Origin of the sequence: Bradyrhizobium sp. KBS0727, assembly GCF_005937885.2 — a bacterium.
Classification (GTDB): domain Bacteria; phylum Pseudomonadota; class Alphaproteobacteria; order Rhizobiales; family Xanthobacteraceae; genus Bradyrhizobium.
The window spans coordinates 1,252,665-1,272,702 of record NZ_CP042176.1 but is presented as its reverse complement, the minus strand read 5'-3'; the positions used below and the strand labels follow the sequence as shown (position 1 = coordinate 1,272,702).

General features: G+C 64.4%; 16 protein-coding genes. 10 read left to right on the top strand and 6 right to left on the bottom strand.

Translation table 11 applies throughout. The features are described 5' to 3' along the window. Positions 1-21: 21 nt before the first annotated feature. Positions 22-1,020, bottom strand: a complete 999-nt coding sequence (locus tag FFI89_RS05955; protein ID WP_168212797.1) for a serine hydrolase — start codon at positions 1,018-1,020, stop codon at positions 22-24. A 143-nt stretch (positions 1,021-1,163) separates the two neighbouring features. Beyond that, on the bottom strand, positions 1,164-2,783 hold the full coding sequence (locus FFI89_RS05950; protein WP_168212796.1) for an FAD-dependent monooxygenase: 1,620 nt from the start codon (positions 2,781-2,783) through the stop codon (positions 1,164-1,166). A gap of 242 nt (positions 2,784-3,025) precedes the next feature. Here FFI89_RS05950 and FFI89_RS05945 point away from each other — a divergent pair, with 242 nt between their 5' ends. Beyond that, positions 3,026-3,730 (top strand): substrate-binding domain-containing protein, encoded by a 705-nt coding sequence (locus tag FFI89_RS05945; protein ID WP_138833776.1) that lies wholly within the window; start codon positions 3,026-3,028, stop codon positions 3,728-3,730. Positions 3,731-3,857: 127 nt separating this feature from the next. On the opposite strand, the gene FFI89_RS05940 is transcribed toward FFI89_RS05945, so the two are convergent. Next, positions 3,858-4,253, bottom strand: coding sequence for a response regulator (locus tag FFI89_RS05940; protein ID WP_138833774.1), 396 nt, complete (start codon positions 4,251-4,253; stop codon positions 3,858-3,860). A gap of 261 nt (positions 4,254-4,514) precedes the next feature. Between FFI89_RS05940 and FFI89_RS05935 the strand changes: the two genes are divergently transcribed. The 8 genes from FFI89_RS05935 (at position 4,515) to mutL (ending at position 15,570) form a co-directional block, all read left to right on the top strand. Beyond that, a complete protein-coding gene (locus FFI89_RS05935) occupies positions 4,515-5,486 on the top strand; it encodes a bifunctional riboflavin kinase/FAD synthetase (protein ID WP_138833772.1) in 972 nt (323 codons plus the stop codon). Positions 5,487-5,666: 180 nt separating this feature from the next. Continuing rightward, positions 5,667-8,666 carry an isoleucine--tRNA ligase gene (gene ileS / locus FFI89_RS05930; RefSeq protein ID WP_138833770.1) on the top strand — a complete coding sequence of 1,000 codons (3,000 nt, stop codon included), beginning with the start codon at positions 5,667-5,669 and terminating at the stop codon, positions 8,664-8,666. Beyond that, a complete protein-coding gene (gene lspA / locus FFI89_RS05925) occupies positions 8,663-9,160 on the top strand; it encodes a signal peptidase II (RefSeq protein WP_138833769.1) in 498 nt (165 codons plus the stop codon). Before ileS ends, lspA begins: the two co-directional genes overlap by 4 nt. A gap of 101 nt (positions 9,161-9,261) precedes the next feature. Then, complete coding sequence (locus FFI89_RS05920; RefSeq protein WP_138833767.1) at positions 9,262-9,972, top strand: hypothetical protein; 711 nt, start codon at positions 9,262-9,264, stop codon at positions 9,970-9,972. Between the two features lie 164 nt (positions 9,973-10,136). Continuing rightward, positions 10,137-11,531: a pitrilysin family protein gene (locus tag FFI89_RS05915; RefSeq protein WP_138836120.1), complete on the top strand. Its 1,395-nt coding sequence runs from the start codon at positions 10,137-10,139 to the stop codon at positions 11,529-11,531. Then, positions 11,528-12,898 (top strand): M16 family metallopeptidase, encoded by a 1,371-nt coding sequence (locus FFI89_RS05910; protein WP_371722469.1) that lies wholly within the window; start codon positions 11,528-11,530, stop codon positions 12,896-12,898. The genes FFI89_RS05915 and FFI89_RS05910 overlap by 4 nt, the downstream gene beginning before the upstream one ends. 206 nt (positions 12,899-13,104) lie before the next feature. Then, positions 13,105-13,524, top strand: a complete 420-nt coding sequence (gene arfB, locus FFI89_RS05905; RefSeq protein WP_138833763.1) for an alternative ribosome rescue aminoacyl-tRNA hydrolase ArfB — start codon at positions 13,105-13,107, stop codon at positions 13,522-13,524. A 222-nt stretch (positions 13,525-13,746) separates the two neighbouring features. Beyond that, complete coding sequence (gene mutL, locus FFI89_RS05895) at positions 13,747-15,570, top strand: DNA mismatch repair endonuclease MutL (protein WP_138833761.1); 1,824 nt, start codon at positions 13,747-13,749, stop codon at positions 15,568-15,570. 4 nt (positions 15,571-15,574) lie between these two features. Here mutL and rsmD read toward each other — a convergent pair whose 3' ends face one another. After that, a complete protein-coding gene (rsmD, locus tag FFI89_RS05890; protein ID WP_138833759.1) occupies positions 15,575-16,129 on the bottom strand; it encodes a 16S rRNA (guanine(966)-N(2))-methyltransferase RsmD in 555 nt (184 codons plus the stop codon). A gap of 7 nt (positions 16,130-16,136) precedes the next feature. Continuing rightward, the gene (locus FFI89_RS05885) at positions 16,137-18,398 is read right to left on the bottom strand and encodes a pseudouridine synthase (RefSeq protein ID WP_138833757.1); all 2,262 of its coding nucleotides are present in this window, start codon (positions 18,396-18,398) and stop codon (positions 16,137-16,139) included. Between the two features lie 159 nt (positions 18,399-18,557). On the opposite strand from FFI89_RS05885, the gene FFI89_RS05880 reads away from it, so the two are divergent. After that, on the top strand, positions 18,558-19,004 hold the full coding sequence (locus FFI89_RS05880) for a nucleoside deaminase (protein WP_246669372.1): 447 nt from the start codon (positions 18,558-18,560) through the stop codon (positions 19,002-19,004). Positions 19,005-19,132: 128 nt separating this feature from the next. Here the strand turns inward: FFI89_RS05880 and FFI89_RS05875 are convergent, their stop codons facing one another. After that, positions 19,133-20,038, bottom strand: a complete 906-nt coding sequence (locus FFI89_RS05875; protein ID WP_138833753.1) for an alpha/beta fold hydrolase — start codon at positions 20,036-20,038, stop codon at positions 19,133-19,135.

Here is a 20,038-nt window from a genome sequence, read left to right as displayed (position 1 = left end):
TGCGCGACGGTCCGAAAGCGTTCATTCCAGGATCGACGCATGGGCGAGCGTGCTCAGCGTGTCCATGCGCTTGTTGTGCCAGGCGTTGTCGCGTCGGCAGTTGCTCAGGAAGGCGAATGACAGTCCGCTGGTTGGATCGGCCCAGCAATAGGACGTGCCGACGCCGCTGTGTCCGAACGTGCGCGGGTGCGCGATGGCGCCCAGGCCCGGGTGCCCGGATTGACCACGGGAGAACGGGCCGAGACCGCGATGCATCGGGTAGCCGGTGTAGTCGTCGACGAGATCGCCGGTGAAGTCACGGGTCACGTAGTCGATCATCCGCGGCGAGACGATGCGCACCCCGTTCGAGACGCCGCCCTGCGCCATCATCTGATAGAAGATGGCCATCGCGCGCGCCGTCGCGTAACCGCCTGCTCCCGGGATCCCTGCGCGCCTGAACAAAGGCGCCGACACCATCGGGTCGAGCGGCCATTTCTCCGTTTGCCTGGGCGTGTACATCGCGGCTGCACGATGATCCTCCGCCTCAGGTAGGCCCAGAAACATCTCCTGGCTGAGCCCCAGCGGTTCGATCACGCGCTTCCGTATTTCCTCGCGGTAGTCGTTGCCGGTGATCGCTTCGATCAGCACGGCAACAACCCAATGGGCAGCCGTGCGATGGTAGCTCGAGTGAGAACCCGGCGGCCATTCAAGCTTGAACTCGCAAACCGCGCGTCGCAGCCGTTCGCGGTCCATCAAACACTCCGGCGCTACTTCCGCGGCGGGGAACCCCGCCTGATGCGTCAGAAGATGCGCGACCGTCACGCCGTCCTTTCCATGCGCCTCGAATCCGGGAACATGTTCCGCGACCCGGTCCGAAAAGCGCAGTTTCCCTTCCTCGACCAGTGTCCAGACCGCCGCCGCGGTGATGACCTTGGTGTTAGAAAACAGCGGAAACAGCGTCCGCTCGTCGACCGCGCGCGAGGGATCGACCACAGCGCTGCCGAAGCCGCGGTAGAGCGCGAGCTTGCCACGCCGCGCCACGGCAAGCTGCGCGCCTGGATGGAAATCGCCGGCGATATGGGAAGCGACGATCTCACACGCGCGTTCGAGTTTCGCGGGATCGAGACCGAGGGCTTCCGAGCTGGCAGACGCAATCAGCGAGGGCTCTGTCGCCGCGATCATGGCTAGACGGCCTGCTTCAGGACGGGGCGCGCGAAGATCTGTCCGAAAGCGTCGGCGAGTGCACGCTTGGGATCGGCGGGCGCCGACGCAACGCGCCAGGCGACATAGCCGTCCGGGCGTACGAGCACTGCGCCCGCTTCCCCCACCCCGTAGGCAGCCATCCAAGAGCCCTCCGGATCGACGATGTCTTCGCCGAGAACCCGCACGTCAATGTGCGGCAGGCCGTGTTGGCCGGCCGCGGTCCGCCAGAACGCGCCGCCAGGAGCGGCCATCAGCACGAAACCGCGCCCGAACAGATCGATCGTCGAGATCCGCTGGCCCTTGTTTTCCAACCAAATGTGCGGTGCGCGGCAGCCGGGATGAGCCGACGGCACATATTCGGTGACCGGATCGCTCACTTCAGGCGGCTTCGACCCGTCTGGCACGACGGCCGGCGATTGATATCGCGCACCGAAGATGAGGCCGCGTTCGTTGAGAAACTCCTTTCGCGGCAGCCGCGCTTCCGCCTGGCGCTTGGCACGGTCGAAACTCTGCATGTTCAGCAGCGTCGCGTTCACGACTTCCAAGGCATGAGGCCGACGTTCCGTTTCGTAACTATCGAGCAGCGAAGGGTCCGCCTCGCCGCGAAGCACGGCCGCGATCTTCCAGGCCAGATTCTGTGTATCCTGCACGCCCAGGTTCATGCCGAAGCCGCCGCTCGGCGTGGTCTCATGAGCGGCGTCCCCGACCAGAAATACATTGCCGCTGCGGAAGCTGTCCGCGACCATGGCCGAGCAATTCCAGAAGTTGATACCGAGGACTTCGATGGGGAGGTCGGCGACCCCGACGGCCCGGCGAACCAGTTCGATGCATCGCTCCGGCGTCAGGTTCTCCTTCGTGAAACCATAGGCGCTCAGGCTGTGAACCAGGAAACCCCAGCGATCGGCGCCGTTCACGGTGAGAAACGTCGCGCGGAGCTCCGGCTGCTCGATGAGATAAAGCGCCGCCGGCCGATCCTCGACCCACGGCCGCAAATCCGCTCGAAAGTGCACGTTCACCGAATCGTAGATGTCCTTTTCGCCTGACCTGCCGATGCCGAGCTTCTCGCGGACGAAACTCCGCGTTCCGTCAGCGGCGACGACGTAGCGTGCGCGAAATGGAGTTGTCTCGCCGCTCACTTGGTCCTTCAGCGAACCGGTCAGGCCACTCCCTTCGGACCGCAAGTCACAGAGCTCGGTGTTGAACTTGATGCCACCCGGGGCCAATGCTTCCGCGTGGCGGCGCAGGACCGGCTCCAGCACATCCTGAGAGCAGCCGCAGTTGGCAACCGGCGATACCGCCTGCCCCGCCGGCGTTGCTCTCCCCGGCGTGAGACGGTTGATCTCCTTCCCGGCCAGGCTTTCCGCCCAGAGGATCAATCTTCCGAATCTCGCAGGCATCCCCGCGGCGCGGATGTCGTCTTCGACGCCCATCTGCCTGTACATTTCCATCGTGCGTGCATTGATGCCGCGGGCCTTGGGCGCGACGGAGGTGCTTGGATGGCGCTCGACCACGACATGACTGACGCCGTGCTGAGAAAGGGCGATCGATGTCGTCAGCCCGACTGGCCCCGCACCAACGATGAGGACGTCCGTCTCAAGCATGCGAGCCTCCCTGACTTTCGCGAAGCGCATGGCTTCGGAGTCCTTGGTGATTTGTATTCGGTGTAATTCTTGAAAGGACGACGTGTCAATATTAAACACAAATGGTTCGCTGAATGATTGTTGTGTTTATCTAGAATTCCAATATTTACAGACTAATGAGATAAGAAGTGGGACCTTTAACTATTATTGGTCCCAATCAACAGCGCCATCTTCGAAGAAGCAACGGCGGATTGGAGCAGATCATGGGCACGGCATCCGACGACAGACTGACGTTCATCAGCGGCGTCGCGGTACATGCGGAAATCGAGGAGCTGGTGCCGCAGTTCAGGCGCCAGTACGGGATCGAGGTCGACGTGAACTACGACGTGAATCCGGCCGTCGCGAAGCGCGTCATGGACGGTGAGGACTTTGACGTCGGGCTGACCAATCCCTGGTATGTCGACGAGATGATCTCGCTCGGCCGTGTCATTCCGGACATTCACGTCCCGTTCGGGCGCGTTCCATTGACGATCGGCGCAGCCGGACCCGGGCCGGAGGTCATCGCCACTTCGCACGAGGCGGTGCGTGAGCTTCTGCTCAACGCCGATTCAATCGCGTACACCTCCACAGGAACGAGCGGAAAAACGTTCTTGAGAGCCGTGGAAATGATGGGCCTGCAGGATCAGATCCACGATCGCTTGCGTCCAATGGGAGCCGGCGAACCGCCTATCGCTGCCGCGAAAGGGTACGTGCAGTACGCCATTGCACCGCTATCGAGGATCATCGCCGCTCCCGGTATCGCGCCGATCGCGACCTTCCCGTCGGGTTTGGGACTGAACATCGACATGTCGATGTTCGTCCATCGACACAGCCACCCTGAAACGGCTTTGCGGCTTATCGAATTCCTGTCGGCACCCGGATTCGACGCCTATCTTCGCTCCCATGGAGTTTATCGGTACGAGCTGTAGGGATAAAACGGGCGAGGTGAGCTGTTGCCGGAATTGCGCTGGTAACGAAAATGCCCGGCACGTCTGGCGGGAAAACGCGCTTCGCGCTTTTGGCCGGGCATCGATAGCCTGAAATCGGTCAGATGGCTTACGCCGACGCCATATCCGGGAACACCGCTTCGATCTTGGTCTTCAGCGTCGCGGCGTTGAACGGCTTGACGATGTAATTGTTGACGCCGGCCTTCTTGGCCGCGATCACGTTCTCGGTCTTGGATTCGGCCGTGATCATGATGAAGGGCGTCGTGGCCAGATTGGGATCGGCACGGACTTCCTTGAGCAGGTCGTAACCGGTCATCGGCTCCATGTTCCAGTCGGAAATCACGAGCCCGTATTTCTTGCCGCGCATCTTGTCCAGCGCTGCCGAACCGTCGCTGGCATCGTCGATATTCTCAAAGCCGAGCTGCTTCAAAAGATTTCGGATGATGCGGATCATGGTGTTGTAGTCGTCAACAACCAGAACCGACATCGACAAATCAACCGCCATCTTTTCCCCCACTCAACGCTCACGCCATTGACCATCGACAGGCCTGCGCGACCCGCAGTCCTCCCCAAACCAGTAGCATCAGGCGTTAAACAGCCCGTTAACCCGGAACTGCCGGATTGCTATCGTTTTGATACAGCCCTCCCGCTTGACTTCGAAGCGACCGCCGCGTCACGGTCCAGCGCGTTCACGAAAGACCAAGAATCCCTGCCAAAAATACCTGTCACGAATACCTGCCGAGAACCCTTGCCAAGAACCCTTGCAATGACACCTGGTTTTACCGTTATCCGAGACACCACCCCTGATGCGGCGATCCCGAGAGGGGCTGTCGTCGCCATGGGCAATTTCGATGGCGTCCATCTGGGCCACCGCGCGGTCATCGCCGCGGCCCTGCAGATGGGCCGCGCCCACGGAAAGCCGGTTTTTGCCGTCACCTTCGAGCCGCATCCGCGCAGTTTCTTCAGCCCGAACAGCCCACAATTCCGCCTCTCCGACGAGGCCAGCAAGCTGCGGCTTCTGGCCGGGACCGGGCTCGACGGTGCCGTGGTGATGACGTTCGACAAGGACCGCGCCGGAACTAGCGCGCAAGATTTCATTCACCATGACCTGATCCGGCGGCTTGGCATCAGCGGAATTGCGGTCGGCTACGACTTCCATTTCGGCAAAGGTCGCGTCGGCTCACCGAGCCTGTTGGTCAGCGAGGCGCCGCGGCTCGGGATCGAGGTCGATGTCCAGGCCCATGTTGATATCGCGGAGCGGCCGGTTTCCTCCAGCGCGATCCGGATGGCGCTGGCGGAAGGGCAGATCGACGCCGCCACCGAGATGCTGGGCGGACCGTGGTTCGTGACCGGCGAGGTGATCCACGGCGAGAAACGCGGCCGCGACCTCGGCTATCCCACCGCCAATATCCGCCTCGACAAGACCTGCGGGCTCAAGCACGGCATCTATGCGGTCCGGGTCGGCCGTGGCGCCGAACGCTTCGACGCCGTGGCGAGCTACGGCCGCCGCCCGACCTTCGATAACGGCGCGCCGCTGCTCGAAGTGTTCCTGTTCGACTTCAAGGGCGACCTCTATGGCAGCGTGCTTGACGTCGCCTTTATCGGCTTCATCCGCGACGAGCTGAAGTTCGACAGCGTCGACGGCCTGATCCGGCAAATGGATGACGACAGCGCCCGCGCCCGCGCGGTCCTGGCCGCCGCCCCCGATGCGTTTCCGCGGCTCGGGGTGGTCGGCTAAGGCCCCCGGGCGGGCTTTGCGATTTCCCCGGCCGGCTGCTATGGAGTGGCCCCATGTTCGCGCGGCGCACCATACGCATTAGCGGCCCGGCTTCCGCCTGAGCTTCGGCTCGGCGCAAGACCGGGATGTCCCTGCTTCACCCGCGTTTTCGCGCCGTTTACGAGCCAAATCAGAGCATTCATGTCCGAAAAACCGCAAAAGTCCGACGCGTCAGACTATTCCAAAACCCTGTTCCTGCCGCAGACGGATTTCCCGATGCGCGGCGGCCTGCCCAAGCTTGAGCCGGAAATCCTCAAATACTGGAACGAGATCGACCTCTACGGCAAGCTGCGCGAGGGGGCACGCGGCCGCGCCAAATTCGTGCTGCATGACGGCCCGCCCTACGCCAACGGCAACATCCATATCGGCCACTCCCTCAACAAGATCCTCAAGGACGTGGTGACCAAGAGCCAGCAGATGCTCGGCTTCGATTCCAACTACGTGCCGGGCTGGGATTGTCACGGCCTGCCGATCGAATGGAAGATCGAGGAGGAGAACTACCGCTCCAAGGGCAAGCAGAAGCCCGACTTCCGCGACTCCACCGCGATGGTGGCGTTCCGCAGGGAATGCCGCGCCTATGCGACACACTGGCTCAACGTGCAGCGCGAGGAATTCAAGCGGCTCGGCATCATCGGCGACTGGGATCATCCCTACGCCACCATGAGCTATCCCGCCGAAGCGCAGATCGCGCGCGAGCTGATGAAGTTCGCCGCCAACGGCACGCTCTATCGCGGCTCCAAGCCGGTGATGTGGAGCGTGGTCGAAAAGACCGCGCTGGCCGAGGCCGAGGTCGAATACGAGGATTACACCTCGGATACGGTGTGGGTGAAGTTTCCGGTCACCTCGCCGGCGCATGGCGCGCTCGCCAATGCATCGGTCGTGATCTGGACCACGACGCCATGGACGTTGCCCGGCAACCGCGCCATCTCGTTCTCGCCGAAGATCGCCTATGGCCTCTATGAGGTCACCGACGCGCCCGCCGACAACTGGGCCAGGAACGGCGACCTCCTGATCCTCGCCGATGCGCTCGCCGACAGCGTGTTCAAGCAGGCCCGCGTCACGGCGTACAAGAAGGTCCGCGATCTGCCGGCCGACACGCTGGACGCCGTCGAGTGCGCGCATCCGCTGAAGGGCGTTGGCGGCGGATATGAATTCACCGTGCCATTGTTGCCCGGCGACCACGTCACCGACGACACCGGCACCGGCTTCGTGCACACCGCGCCCGGCCACGGCCGCGAGGACTTCGACGTCTGGATGGCGAACGCGCGCGAGCTGGAAGCGCGCGGCATCAACACCACGATCCCCTATACCGTCGACGAGAACGGCGCCTTCACCGACCATGCGCCGGGCTTCACCGGCAAGCGCGTGATCAACGACAAGGGCGAAAAGGGCGACGCCAACGAGGCGGTGATCAAGGCATTGGTCGAGGCCGGCAAGCTTCTGGCGCGCGGCCGGCTCAAGCACCAATACCCGCATTCCTGGCGCTCCAAGAAGCCGGTGATCTTCCGCAACACGCCGCAATGGTTCATCGCGATGGACAAACCCATTGTGGACCACGACAAGGCCAGGCCCGGCGACACGCTGCGCGCCCGCGCGCTGCATGCGATTTCGGTGACGCAATGGGTGCCGCAGTCCGGCGAAAACCGCATCAACGGCATGATCAACAGCAAGCCCGACTGGGTGATCTCGCGCCAGCGCGCGTGGGGCGTGCCGATCGCGGTGTTCGTGCGCGAGAAGGGTGACGGCTCGGCCGAAATCCTGCAGGACGAAGCCGTCAACAAGCGCATCACCGATGCCTTCGAACAGGAAGGCGCCGACGCCTGGTACATGGAAGGCGCGCGCGAACGCTTCCTTGGGCCGCTCGCCAACGAGGCCTGGAAGAAGGTCGACGACATCTGCGACGTCTGGTTCGATTCCGGCTCGACGCATGCCTTCGTGCTGGAAGACCCGGTGCACTTCCCGGGGCTCGCCGGCATCAAGCGCAAGGTCGATGGCGGCCGCGACACCGTGATGTATCTGGAAGGCAGCGACCAGCATCGTGGCTGGTTCCAGTCGTCGCTGCTGGAAAGCTGCGGCACCCGCGGCCGCGCGCCGTTCGACATCGTGCTGACCCACGGCTTCACGCTCGACGAGAACGGCCGCAAGATGTCGAAGTCGGTCGGCAACACCGTCGAGCCGCAAAAGGTGATGAAGGATTCCGGCGCCGATATCCTCCGGCTCTGGGTCTGCGCCACCGACTATGCCGACGACCAGCGCATCGGGCCGGAAATCCTCAAGAACACCATCGAGACCTATCGCAAATTGCGCAACTCGATCCGCTGGATGCTCGGCACGTTGCATCACTTCACGCCCGGCGACGCGGTCGCCTATGCCGACATGCCCGAGCTGGAACGCCTGATGCTGCACGAGCTCGCCGGCCGCGCCGCGATCGTGCGCCAGGCCTATGCCGAGTTCGACTACAAGACGGTGGTCGCCAGCCTGTCGGCGTTCATGAACACCGAATTGTCGGCGTTCTATTTCGACATCCGCAAGGACGCGCTTTATTGCGACGCGCCGTCGTCGCTGACGCGCAAGGCCGCACTGACCACGATCGACATCATCTGCGACGCGATCCTGCGCTGGCTGGCCCCGGTATTGAGCTTCACCTGCGACGAGGCCTGGCGGATGTACCGGCCGGACGCTGAGCCGTCGGTGCACCTGACGCTGTTTCCGGAAGGGTTGGAGAAATTCCGGGACGATGCGCTGGCGGCCAAATGGGAAACCATCCGCGATGTCCGCCGCGTCGTCACCGGCGCGCTCGAACTCGAACGCGCCGCCAAGAACATCGGCTCCTCGCTGGAGGCCTCGCCGCTGGTCTACGTCTCCGACAAGAACATCTTCAATACGTTGTTCGACGTCGATCTCGCCGAAGTCTGCATCACCTCGAATGCGATGGTGACCAATGAGACAGCACCGGCTAGCGCCTTTACGCTCGGCGACGTGCAGGGGGTCGCGGTCGTGGTCGAAAAGGCTGTCGGCACCAAATGCGCGCGGTCGTGGAAGATCCTGCCTGATGTGGGCGAGGATCCCGAATATCCCGACGTCTCGCCGCGCGACGCGCAGGCGTTGCGGGAGTGGAAGGCGCTGGGAGTGACGGTGTGACGCCTCACCTCAGCGCCGGAGCCATGACCGCGATCGCCACGCTGGCGATCGATCAGGCCTCGAAGCTCTGGCTGCTCTACGTGTTCGACATCGCTCACCGCGGCGCGGTTCGGGTCACGCCGTTTTTCGACCTGGTGCTGGCCTGGAATGTCGGGATCAGCTTCGGCTGGTTCCAGACCGACAGCCAGATCGCCCAGATCGGGCTGATGGCGGTGAAGGCCATCGCCGTGATCGTGCTCGGGGTCTGGATGGCGCGGTCGCGGACGCTTTTGGCGACCCTGGCGCTCGGCCTGATTATCGGCGGCGCGGTCGGCAACGGCATCGACCGCTTCCTCCACGGCGCGGTGGTCGATTTCGCTCTATTCCACCTCCAGATCGGCGGAAATACCTTCAATTGGTACGTGTTTAACCTTGCGGATGTGGCCATTGTTGCCGGGGTAGCGGCCCTATTGTATGACTCCTTCCTGGGGGTACCCGCCGCAAAAGCGCCCTGATCCCGGCCGATACGGACCCCCGCGGTATGTTGCCTGCAAGCGCGGGATTACGCCCTAAAGCCGGCCCCGCCGTTTGCGGAAACTTGAATGGGAACAGCGCGATGCGCCAAGCCGAAGCCAGCTTCCGGATGTTGCAGAACCGCTCGCTGACGTGGGCGCTGCGGCTCGCCGCCATTACCCTCGGCATCGGCCTCGTGATGGCCGCCGGCCCCGTGCGCGCCGGTGATGACGACGATGACGAGAAGACTTTCGAGGAAAAGGTCATCGAAGGCATCATGGCCGGCATCGGCGGCACCAACATGGAAAACAAGGGCATCGATTACCGCGAGCGGTCGCCGCTGGTGGTTCCTCCCAAGATCGACCTGCCGCCGCCGGCCGGCGGCACCTCGGCCGGAGTGAAGGCACCGAACTGGCCCAAGGATCCCGACGAGCAGCGCCGCAAGGCCGCCATCGCAGCCCGCAAGAAGGACAACAAGGATCCGCGCGAAGCCGCCCGCATCCTGACGCCGGCCGAACTCGCCGTCGGCAAGACCGCGGCGCCGGCGCGCGGCAGCGATCCGGTGCAGCCGGGCAACTCCTTCAACAACCCGATCCTGAGCCCGTCGCAGCTCGGCTATAACGGTGGCTTCAGCGGCCTGTTCGGCGGCAACAAGACCGAGACGGCGCCCTTCAAGGGCGAGCCGACGCGGGAAACCCTGACCATGCCGCCGCCCGGTTACCAGACGCCGTCGCCGGGTTATGCCTACGGCACTGGACCGAAAGAATCGCTCAACAAGGAATACAACCCGGCCGCCGGCAAGTATGGCGAATAGTTAAGCTGATCTCTCGCCTTCGTGACGATTACCGGCGCTGGCGCGGTATACGATGCCGCAGCTTCATCCCGAACGATTGGTTCGGTTCCGCCTTCAACAATTGCGCGAACTGCCATCGCAAAACCGGTAACCGCTTTTGCGGGACACGCGCCAGACAGGTCATGATGACATCGCACCGCTTTGCCGTTTCGCTCGTTGCCGCAGCCTTTGTCTCCACATTCGCCTTTTCCGACAGCCCCGCCCTCGCCCAGACCACGGTGACGTCGGAACGGCCCGCCAGCTTTACCCTCGGCAATGGCCTGCAGGTGGTCGTGATACCCGATCATCGCACCCCGGTGGTGACGCAGATGATCTGGTACAAGGTCGGCTCCGCCGACGAGACGCCGGGCAAATCGGGACTGGCGCATTTCCTCGAACACCTGATGTTCAAGGGCACCAGCAAGCATCCTGTCGGTGAGTTTTCCCAAACCGTGCTGCGGATCGGCGGCAACGAGAACGCCTTCACCTCGGTCGACTACACCGGCTATTTCCAGCGCGTGCCGCGCGAGCAACTCGCGAGCATGATGGAATTCGAGGCCGACCGCATGACCGGCCTCATTCTCAAGGACGAAAACGTGCTGCCCGAGCGCGACGTCGTGCTCGAGGAGTTCAACATGCGGGTCGCCAACAATCCGGATGCGCGGCTGACCGAGCAGATCATGGCGGCACTGTATCTCAACCATCCCTACGGCCGCCCGGTGATCGGCTGGCATCAGGAAATCGAGAAGCTCGACCGCGAGGACGCGCTGGCGTTCTACAAGCGCTTCTACGCGCCGAACAATGCGATCCTGGTGATCGCGGGCGACGTCGACGCCAAGGACATCCGCCCGATGGTGGAACATGCCTATGGCGCCATCCCCGCGCAGCCGGCGATCCCGGCGCAGCGCGTCCGCCCGCAGGAGCCGGTGCCCGCAGCGCCGCGTACCGTGACGCTGTCCGATCCGCGCGTCGAACAGACCGGCCTGCGGCGCTATTACCTCGTGCCCTCGTCCGCGACCGCCGCCGCCGGCGAAGGCCCGGCGCTCGACGTGCTGGCGCAATTGATGGGCGGCGGCTCCAACTCCTACCTCTATCGCGCGCTGGTGATCGACAATCCGCTCGCGATCAGCGCCGGCGCCGGCTATCAGGGTACCTCGCTCGATCCGTCGCAGTTCTCGATCTCGGTCTCGCCGAAATCCGGCGTCGAGTTCGCGCAGATCGAACAGGTGATCGACCGCGTGATCGCGGATGTGATCCAGAACCCGGCCCGCGCCGAAGATCTCGAACGGGTCAAGACGCAACTGATCGCGGAAGCGATCTACGCCCAGGACAACCAGGCTACGCTGGCGCGCTGGTATGGCGGCGCGCTCACCACCGGGCTTTCGATCGACGATATCAGAAGCTGGCCCGACCGGATTCGCGCCGTTACCGCCGAGCAGGTCCGCGACGCCGCGCAGAAATGGCTCGACAAGAAGCGTTCGGTGACCGGCTACCTGATCAAGGATACCACCGCGCCGAAGCGCGAGGAGAAACGCTCGTGATCCGTTTTCAGATTGGCGCGCAGCGCTTCGCCTCCATCCTTGCCACCTGCGTTGCGCTGACCGCGCTCACGGCGAGTCCGTCGCAGGCCGCCGCGAAAATCCAGCGGCTGGTCTCGCCCGGCGGCATCGAAGCCTGGTTCGTGCAGGACGCCACCGTGCCTTTGATCGCGATGGAATATGCCTTCGGCGGCGGCGCCACCCAGGATCCGGCCGGCAAGTCCGGCGTCGGCAACATGGTTGCCAGCCTGCTCGATGAAGGTTCCGGCGATCTCGATTCCGCGGCCTTCCACGAGCGCCTCGACCGCCGCGCCATCGAACTGAGCTTCACGTCGACGCGGGATTATTTCCGCGGCTCGTTGCGCATGCTCAAGGACAACAAGGACGAGGCCTACGACCTGTTGCGGATGTCGCTGACCTCGCCGCATTTCGACAGCACCGATGTCGAGCGGATTCGCGCGCAGGTGATCTCCGGGCTGCGGCGCGACACCACCAACCCCTCCGCACTGGCGAGCCGCAAGTTCCTCGAAGTCGCCTTCGGCGACCATCCCTATGGCCGGCAGGCCAGCGGCACACTCGACAGCGTGCCGAAGATCGATGTCGCCGACTTGAAGGACTATGTCGGCCGCGTGATCGCAAAAGATACGCTACGGATCGCCGTGGTCGGCGACGTCGACGCCGACACGCTCGGCAAGCTGCTCGACAAGACGTTTGGCGACTTGCCCGCCAAGGCCAACCTCACTCCCATCGCCGACGTGCAGGCCGCGAAGCCGCCGCAGCGCGCGTTCATCCCGCTCGACGTGCCGCAGACGGTGGTGACGTTCGGCGGCCCCGGCATCCGCCGCCACGATCCGAATTTCATGGCCGCTTACGTCGTCAACCACATTCTCGGCGGCGGCGGCCTGTCGTCGCGGCTCTACAAGGAAGTTCGCGAAAAGCGCGGCCTGGCCTATTCGGTCTACGAGTCGCTGCTCTGGATGGATCATTCCGCAGTGTTCGTCGGCAATACCGGCACCCGGGCCGATCGCGCCGGCGAAACGGTCGATGCGATCGACAAGGAAATCCGCCGCATGGCCGAGGAAGGCCCGACCCAGAAAGAGCTGGACGAGGCCAAGTCCTACCTCAAGGGCTCGCAGATGCTGGCGCTCGACACCTCCTCGAAGCTGGCGCAGGGGCTGTTGCAATACCAGCTCGACAAGCTGCCGATCGACTACATCGAGAAACGCAATGCCATCGTCGACGCCGTGACGCTTGACGACGCCAAGAAGGCCGCCAAGTTCCTGTGGGGTCAGGGCCTCCTGACCGTGATCGTCGGCCGCGCCCCGCAGGCCGCCGCCCAGCCGGTCGCGGCGCCGCCGAAGGCGAATTGATCAGCCATACCGTACGCTGCGCCCTCTCCCGCGATTGCTTCCGGGGGAGAGTTGGAGAGGGGGCCGCCACACGCACTGCCGTTGCCGCTCCCCCTCCCTAACCCTCCCCCGCAAGCGGGAGAGGGAATGGAAAAAGCACGGCAAAGAAACTCCGGCACAAAACCGCTATTGTGCGCTCGCCGATTCTCATTTGCCCGGTGAATGCCATGCTGCGGGTTTCCCGCGACCTCACAATCGACGAGAACGACATCGTGATCGATTTCGTCCGCGCCTCCGGTCCGGGCGGGCAGAACGTCAACAAGCTCTCCACGGCGGCCCAGTTGCGCTTCGACACGCGCAAGATCACGCTGCCGGAGGACGCCTCGCTGCGGCTCAATCGTCTGGCCGGCCAGCGCATGACCAAGGACGGCGTCATCGTGATCCACGCCCAGCGCTTCCGCACCCAGGAGCGCAACCGGGCCGACGCCATCGACCGCCTGCTCGAACTGCTGCGCGAAGCCATGGTGCGGCCGATCCCGCGGCGGGCCACCAAGCCGACCTTCGGATCGAAGCAGCGCCGGCTGGAAGGCAAGAAGCGCCGCAGCGACGTCAAGGCCGGGCGCGGCACGAAACGCTACGACGATTGATCCCGGCCATAATATTGATCCCGGCCATAACAGCGGGGAGAGCCGTCCGGATTCGATCGCCCCCCTCCCTTCTGGCGACAAAAGCCCCTAGCGCCCGGTTCTGATAGAATCAGAACCGGGCGCTAGCATTTTGTTTTGACGCGTTTTCTTCACGCGAACCGGTACCCACTTCGCTCGAAAACGCTATAAATTGGCGGCTCCATTGTCCGAGTCGCCGAACCCATGCCCGTCCGCCAGCTCCCCGAACAGGTCGTCAACCGCATCGCCGCCGGCGAGGTGGTCGAACGCCCCGCGAGCGTGGTCAAGGAACTGGTCGAGAACGCCATCGACGCCGGCGCCAGCCGGGTCGACATTTTCACCGATGGCGGCGGCCGGCGGCGGATCGGCATCACCGACGACGGCAGCGGCATGACTCATGGCGACCTCGCGCTCGCCGTCGACCGCCACGCCACTTCCAAGCTCGACGACGAGGACCTGCTGCACATCCGCACGCTGGGGTTTCGCGGCGAGGCGCTGCCCTCGATCGGCGCGGTCGCCAAACTCGGCATCACCACGCGCCATGCCGGCGAGCCGCATGCCTGGTCGCTTTCGGTCGAAGGCGGCGAGAAATCGGCGATCATGCCGGCCGCGCTCAGCCAAGGCACCCGCGTCGAGGTCAGCGATCTCTTTTACGCGACGCCGGCACGGCTGAAATTCCTCAAGACCGACCGCACCGAGGCCGAGGCGATCCGTGAAGTCGTGCGGCGGCTGGCGATGGCGCGGCCCGATATTGCCTTCACTTTGGCGGGTGAGGAACGCGCGCCGGTGACCTGGGCCGCGGCGCTGCCGGGCGCGGCCGGGCGCTTGACCCGGCTCGGCGATATTCTCGGAAGCGATTTCCGCTCCAGCGCCATTGAAGTGCGTTCTGAGCGCGAAGGCGTGGTGGTCGAAGGCTTTGCCGCCGCACCGTCGTTGACCCGCGCCAACGCGCTCGGCCAATATCTGTTCGTCAACGGCCGCCCGGTGCGCGACAAGCTCATTCTCGGCGCCGTGCGCGCGGCCTATTCCGATTATCTGCCGCGCGACAGGCATCCTGTTGTGGCGCTGTTCGTCACGACCGACCCGCAGGAGGTCGATGCCAATGTCCATCCGGCCAAGACCGAGGTGAGATTCCGCAACGCCGGCCTCGTCCGCGCGCTGATCGTGCATGCGCTGAAGGACGGCCTCGCCCGCGAAGGCAAGCGTACCGCCGCCAATACCGACGGCTCGGCGCTGTCGGCGTTTCGTCCGTCGTTTGCGCCGTCCTTTGCATCACGGCCGGGCAACTGGGACTGGCGCGCCTCGCCGGCCTATCCGGCGGGACCGATGCCGTCGTTCGACGGCGCAGCCGCACCAGCTTTCGCCGAGCCGGGACAGGCCGCCTTCGATGTCGGCACGCCCACCGCCGACGTCCGCTTCGAGGCGCAACCTTCCGCCGACCTGCTCGACCGCCCGCTCGGTGCGGCGCGGACCCAGATCCACGAGACCTATATCGTGTCGCAGACTCGCGACGGCCTGATTGTCGTGGACCAGCATGCTGCGCATGAACGCATCGTCTACGAAAGGCTGAAGGCCTCATTGGCGAAGAACGGCGTGCAGCGGCAGATCCTGCTGATCCCGGAGATCGTCGAATTCGACGAGGCCACGGTCGAAAGACTGCTCGATCGCGCCGAGGAACTGGCGACGTTCGGGCTCGCGATCGATACTTTCGGCCCCGGCGCGGTCGCGGTGCGCGAGACGCCGTCGCTGCTTGGCAAGGCCAATGCGGCGGGACTCTTACGCGATCTCGCCGAACACATGGCCGAATGGGACGAAGCGTTGCCGCTGGAACGGCGGCTGATGCATGTCGCCGCCACCATGGCCTGTCACGGCTCGGTCCGTGCCGGCCGCCGCCTCAAGCCGGAAGAGATGAACGCGCTCTTACGCGAGATGGAAGACACGCCGAATTCCGGCCAGTGCAACCACGGCCGCCCGACTTATGTCGAACTCAAGCTGAGCGATATCGAGAAGCTGTTCGGGCGAAGGTGAATTCTTACTTCGTCCGCAAAAACACAAACTCGGTGTCGTCGTAGGCTCGCCGCTCCAGCTCCTCGAAGCCGTCAGGCGCCGTAAACGCCGCAGCTTTCGCCTCCTCGACCACCAGCAGCGCGCCCGGGATCAGCCAGCCGCCGTCGCGCAGCGAGACCAGCGCCTTTTCCGCCAGTCCCCGGCCGTAAGGCGGGTCGAGAAACACCAGCGCGAACGGTTCGACCGGATGCGCCGGGCCGAGATCGGTGGCGTCGCGGCGATAGACTTTTGTCACGCCGCCCAAGCCGAGCGCCTCGACATTGTTGCGCAACAGCGCGCGTGCCTCCGCCCCGTTGTCGACGAACAGCGTGAACAGCGCACCGCGCGACACCGCCTCGATGCCGAGCGCGCCGGTGCCGGCAAACAGGTCGAGCACGCGCGCGCCCTCGATCGGATCGTCGTAGGCATGAACGAGAATATTGAACACCGACTCGCGTAGCCGATCCGCCGTCGGGCGGATATCGCGCGATGAAGGCGAAGCCAGGTTACGGCCCTTCAACCGTCCGCCGACGACACGCATAGGTCAGTTACTCGTCCCTTGGCTTCAGGTCGCGCTTGCCGTGATAGCCGCGTTGCGGGCGGCGCGGCGGGCCGTAACCGCTGGCCTCTTCCTCGTTGCGGGCGCGGGCTTCCTCGCTGCCGGTGCGCTGCACCAGCACGCGGCGGCCCTTGCGGTCAGCGATCACCTCTCTCTTGCTGGCCGGCTTGGACGGCTTGGTGCCATGCGGAGCTTCAGACGACGACTCCTGGCCCGGCATCGGCCGGTTGAAATCGGCGCCGGCGAGGGCTGCGATCTTCTCGCCCAACTGCTCGCGCAGCACGCGGGTCTTGACCTCTTCGACCTGGCCTTCGGCGAGTTCACCGAGCTGGAACGGCCCGTAGGAGACCCGGATCAGCCGGTTCACCTCGAGGCCGAGATGCGCCATCACGTTGCGGACTTCGCGGTTCTTGCCTTCGCGGATCGCAAACACCAGCCACACATTGGCGCCCTGGTCGCGCTCCAGCGTCGCGTCGATCGAGCCATATTTGACGCCGTCGACCTCGACACCCTTCTTCAGTTCGTCGAGCTGGCCCTGCGTGACCTCGCCATGGGCGCGAACACGATAGCGCCGCAGCCAGCCAGTGTCGGGCAATTCGAGCGCACGCGCCAGCCCGCCATCATTGGTCAGCAGCAGCAGGCCTTCGGTGTTGAAATCGAGCCGGCCGATCGAGATCAGCCGCGGCAGTCCTTCCGGCAGATTGTCGAACACGGTCGGCCGTCCCTCGGGATCGGCATGCGTGGTCATCAGGCCGCGCGGCTTGTGGAACATGAACAGCCGCGTTCGTTCGCGCGGCGGCAACGGCTTGCCGTCAATGGCGATGACATCGTTGCCGGTGACGTCGAGCGCCGGCGAGTTGATGACGCGGCCGTTGACGGTGACGCGGCCCTGCGTGATCCACTCCTCGGCATCGCGACGCGAGGCGAGCCCTGCGCGCGCCATCACCTTGGCGATGCGCTCGCTGGACTTTTTCTTCGGCTCGGGGCGCGGCGCCCGCTTGTCGAAGTCGGGCGCGCGTTCGCGGTAGGCGCCGCGGCCGCCGAACGCCGGACGCTTGGCGAAAATCCGGCTATCGTCCTCGTTCTCGCGGCGCGGACGATCTTCGCCGGATTCGCTGCGCGGATGTTCCTGCCAGTCGGTGCGGCCCTCGGGACGCTGACGCGGACGGTCGAATTTCGGACGGTCGCCGCGGTCTTCACGGGGCCGATCGAACTTCGGACGTTCCCGGAACGGACGATCGCCGGAAGGACGATCTTCACGCGAACGCGAAAAACGCGGACGCTCGTCGCCGCCACGATCCTCGCGCTTCTGCCAAGGTTTTGAATCGCCGCGGTCGGAACCAAAATCCTTGCGCGGACCTCTATCGGCCCGGTCGCCCCCGCGATCCGGACGGCTGCCAAAGTCCTTGCGCGGGCCGCGATCCGCCCGGTCGCCCTTGCGATCCGGCGCGCCGCGTGACGAGAATTTCTTGTCGCCGCCAAATTTTCGCTCGGGCCGATCTCCGCGAGGCCGATCGCCATCGCGCGACGGCCGCGCGCCGAACGGGCGATCGCCACGGGGGCGGTCGCCGTCCTTGCGGAAACCTTCGCCGCGCGGGGTGTAGGGGCGTTTCTCGCCGCCACCTTCCCGCGGGGTATAGGGTTTCTTGTCGCCAAACTTCTTGTCCTGAAAACGCCCCGCGGGTCGCGTATCGTCACGGTCCCTAGGGCCGCTCTCGCGGTCGCTGCGCGGAGGCCGATCGTCGCGACTGAAATTCGGACGGTCACCACGCGGCTTGAACGGACGCTTTTCGCCGCCACGGTCGTCGCGGCTGAAATTCGGGCGGTCGCTACGCGGCTTGAACGAACGTTTCTCGCCATCGCGATCCTCGCGCGGGCGAAAATCCTTGCGCGGACCCCTATCAGGACGGTCGCCAGCGGGGCGATCCTCCCGGTTAAAGCGAGGCCGCGGCGAATCGCCAAAGTCCCGGCGCGGCGGGCGATCGTCGCCATCGCGTTTGCCGGCGTAGGGTTTGCCTCCGCCCGCATAGGGCTTCTTGCCGAACGATTTGGCGCCCTCCGACTTCCCGGCATAGGGACGCCGCTCGCTGTCACCCTCGCTCTTGCCGGCAAAACCGCGCTTGGCGAATTTCTTCTCCGGTCCCCGCGCTGCCCCGGAACGGCCTTTGCCTCCGCCAGCGCGGCCCTTGCCGTCGCCAGGGCGGTCACGCCGGCCGCGGGAATCGTTGTTTTTGTCGTTATCGCGGGGCATGAAGGGTCTCTCGGGTACGTATGAAATGGCTATCAGGCGGATGGGCTGTCATAGCGATAACGCGCGCGCACTTTGATCAAGGCGCATTCTCACGCAAAACCGGCATCCACGTTTGCTGAAGGCGTTCCTAGTAGCAGGTTTCTTTCGATGATACGAGGCATGACTGCCCCTTCTTTCATGGATTTGGCCCTTAAAACGGCCGAAAACGCCGGAAAAGCCGGCGAAGTTCCGATCGGATGCGTGATCGTCAGGGGTTACGAGGTCATCGCCACCGCCGGTAACCGGACCCTGACCGACCGCGACCCGACCGCGCACGCCGAAATCCTGGCGATCCGACAGGCCGCCGACGCCATCGGCACCGAACGGCTGGTCGATTGCGACCTCTACGTCACGCTGGAGCCCTGCACCATGTGTGCCGGCGCAATTTCGTTCGCGCGGATCCGCCGGCTCTATTACGGCGCCGCCGACCCCAAAGGGGGTGCTGTCGATTCCGGCGTGCGGTTCTTCGCGCAGCCGACCTGTCATCATGTCCCGGAGGTCTATTCGGCAGTCGGCGAGACCGAAGCCGCGACGCTGCTGCGGGATTTCTTCAAGGTGAGAAGGTGACGGGTGCAACCCGTCATGCCCGGCCTTATGCCGGGCATCCACGTCTTGGCCACACGAAGGCAGAAAGACGTGGATGGCCGGGACAAGCCCGGCCATGACGAAGGTGGGGCGAACTCCGTCAGCTTAACTTACGCCGCCAGAAAAAACTCCCGCAACAATTTCGCCGTCACGTCCGGATTTTCTTCCGTCAGAAAATGCCCGCTCTCGACCGGCGCGCCGGATACGTTGGTCGCCCATTTCCTCCAGGTATCGAGCGGCGTCGCCGCGGCGCGGGCGATGCCGACGTCGCCCCACAGCGCCAGCATCGGGATCGTGATCTTCTTTCCCGCGTCGAAATCCGCCTTGTCGATGTCGTAGTCGGCATAGGCGCCGGCACGGTAGTCCTCGCACATCGCGTGAATTCGCGAAGGGTCGAGGAACGGCGCAATGTAATGTTGCAGCGCGCGAGGATCGATCGCATCCAGCGTCTTCGACTTGGTTTGGCTCGCCATCTTCTGCCGCAGGAAGAATTCTCCGTTGCCGCTGATCAGCGTTTCCGGCAGCGGATACGGCTGCGCCAAAAACGTCCAGTGATAGATGTTCAGCGCATAGAGCCGGTTCATCTTCTCCCAGTAGTCATAGGTCGGCAGGATATCGAGCACCGCGAGCTTCGACAGCCGGCCGGGATGATCGAGCGCTAGCCGGTAGGAGACGCGCCCGCCGCGATCATGACCGGCCAGCGCAAAATGCACATGGCCGAGTTGCTCCATCGCTTCCACCATCGTCTTCGCCATCGCGCGCTTGGTGTAGGGCGTGTGGTCTTTGTCGCTGTCGGGCATATCCGACCAGCCATAACCCGGCAGGTCGGCGATGATGAGGGTGAACCTGTCGGCCAGCTTCGGTGCGACCGTGTGCCACATCACGTGGGTCGATGAAAAGCCGTGCAGCAGCAACAGCGGCGGCCCCTTGCCGCCGACGCGGGCGAAGATGCGGCCCGCGCTGGTATTGATCCATTCTGAGGCATATCCGGGAAACAGATCGGCAAGATCGGGCAT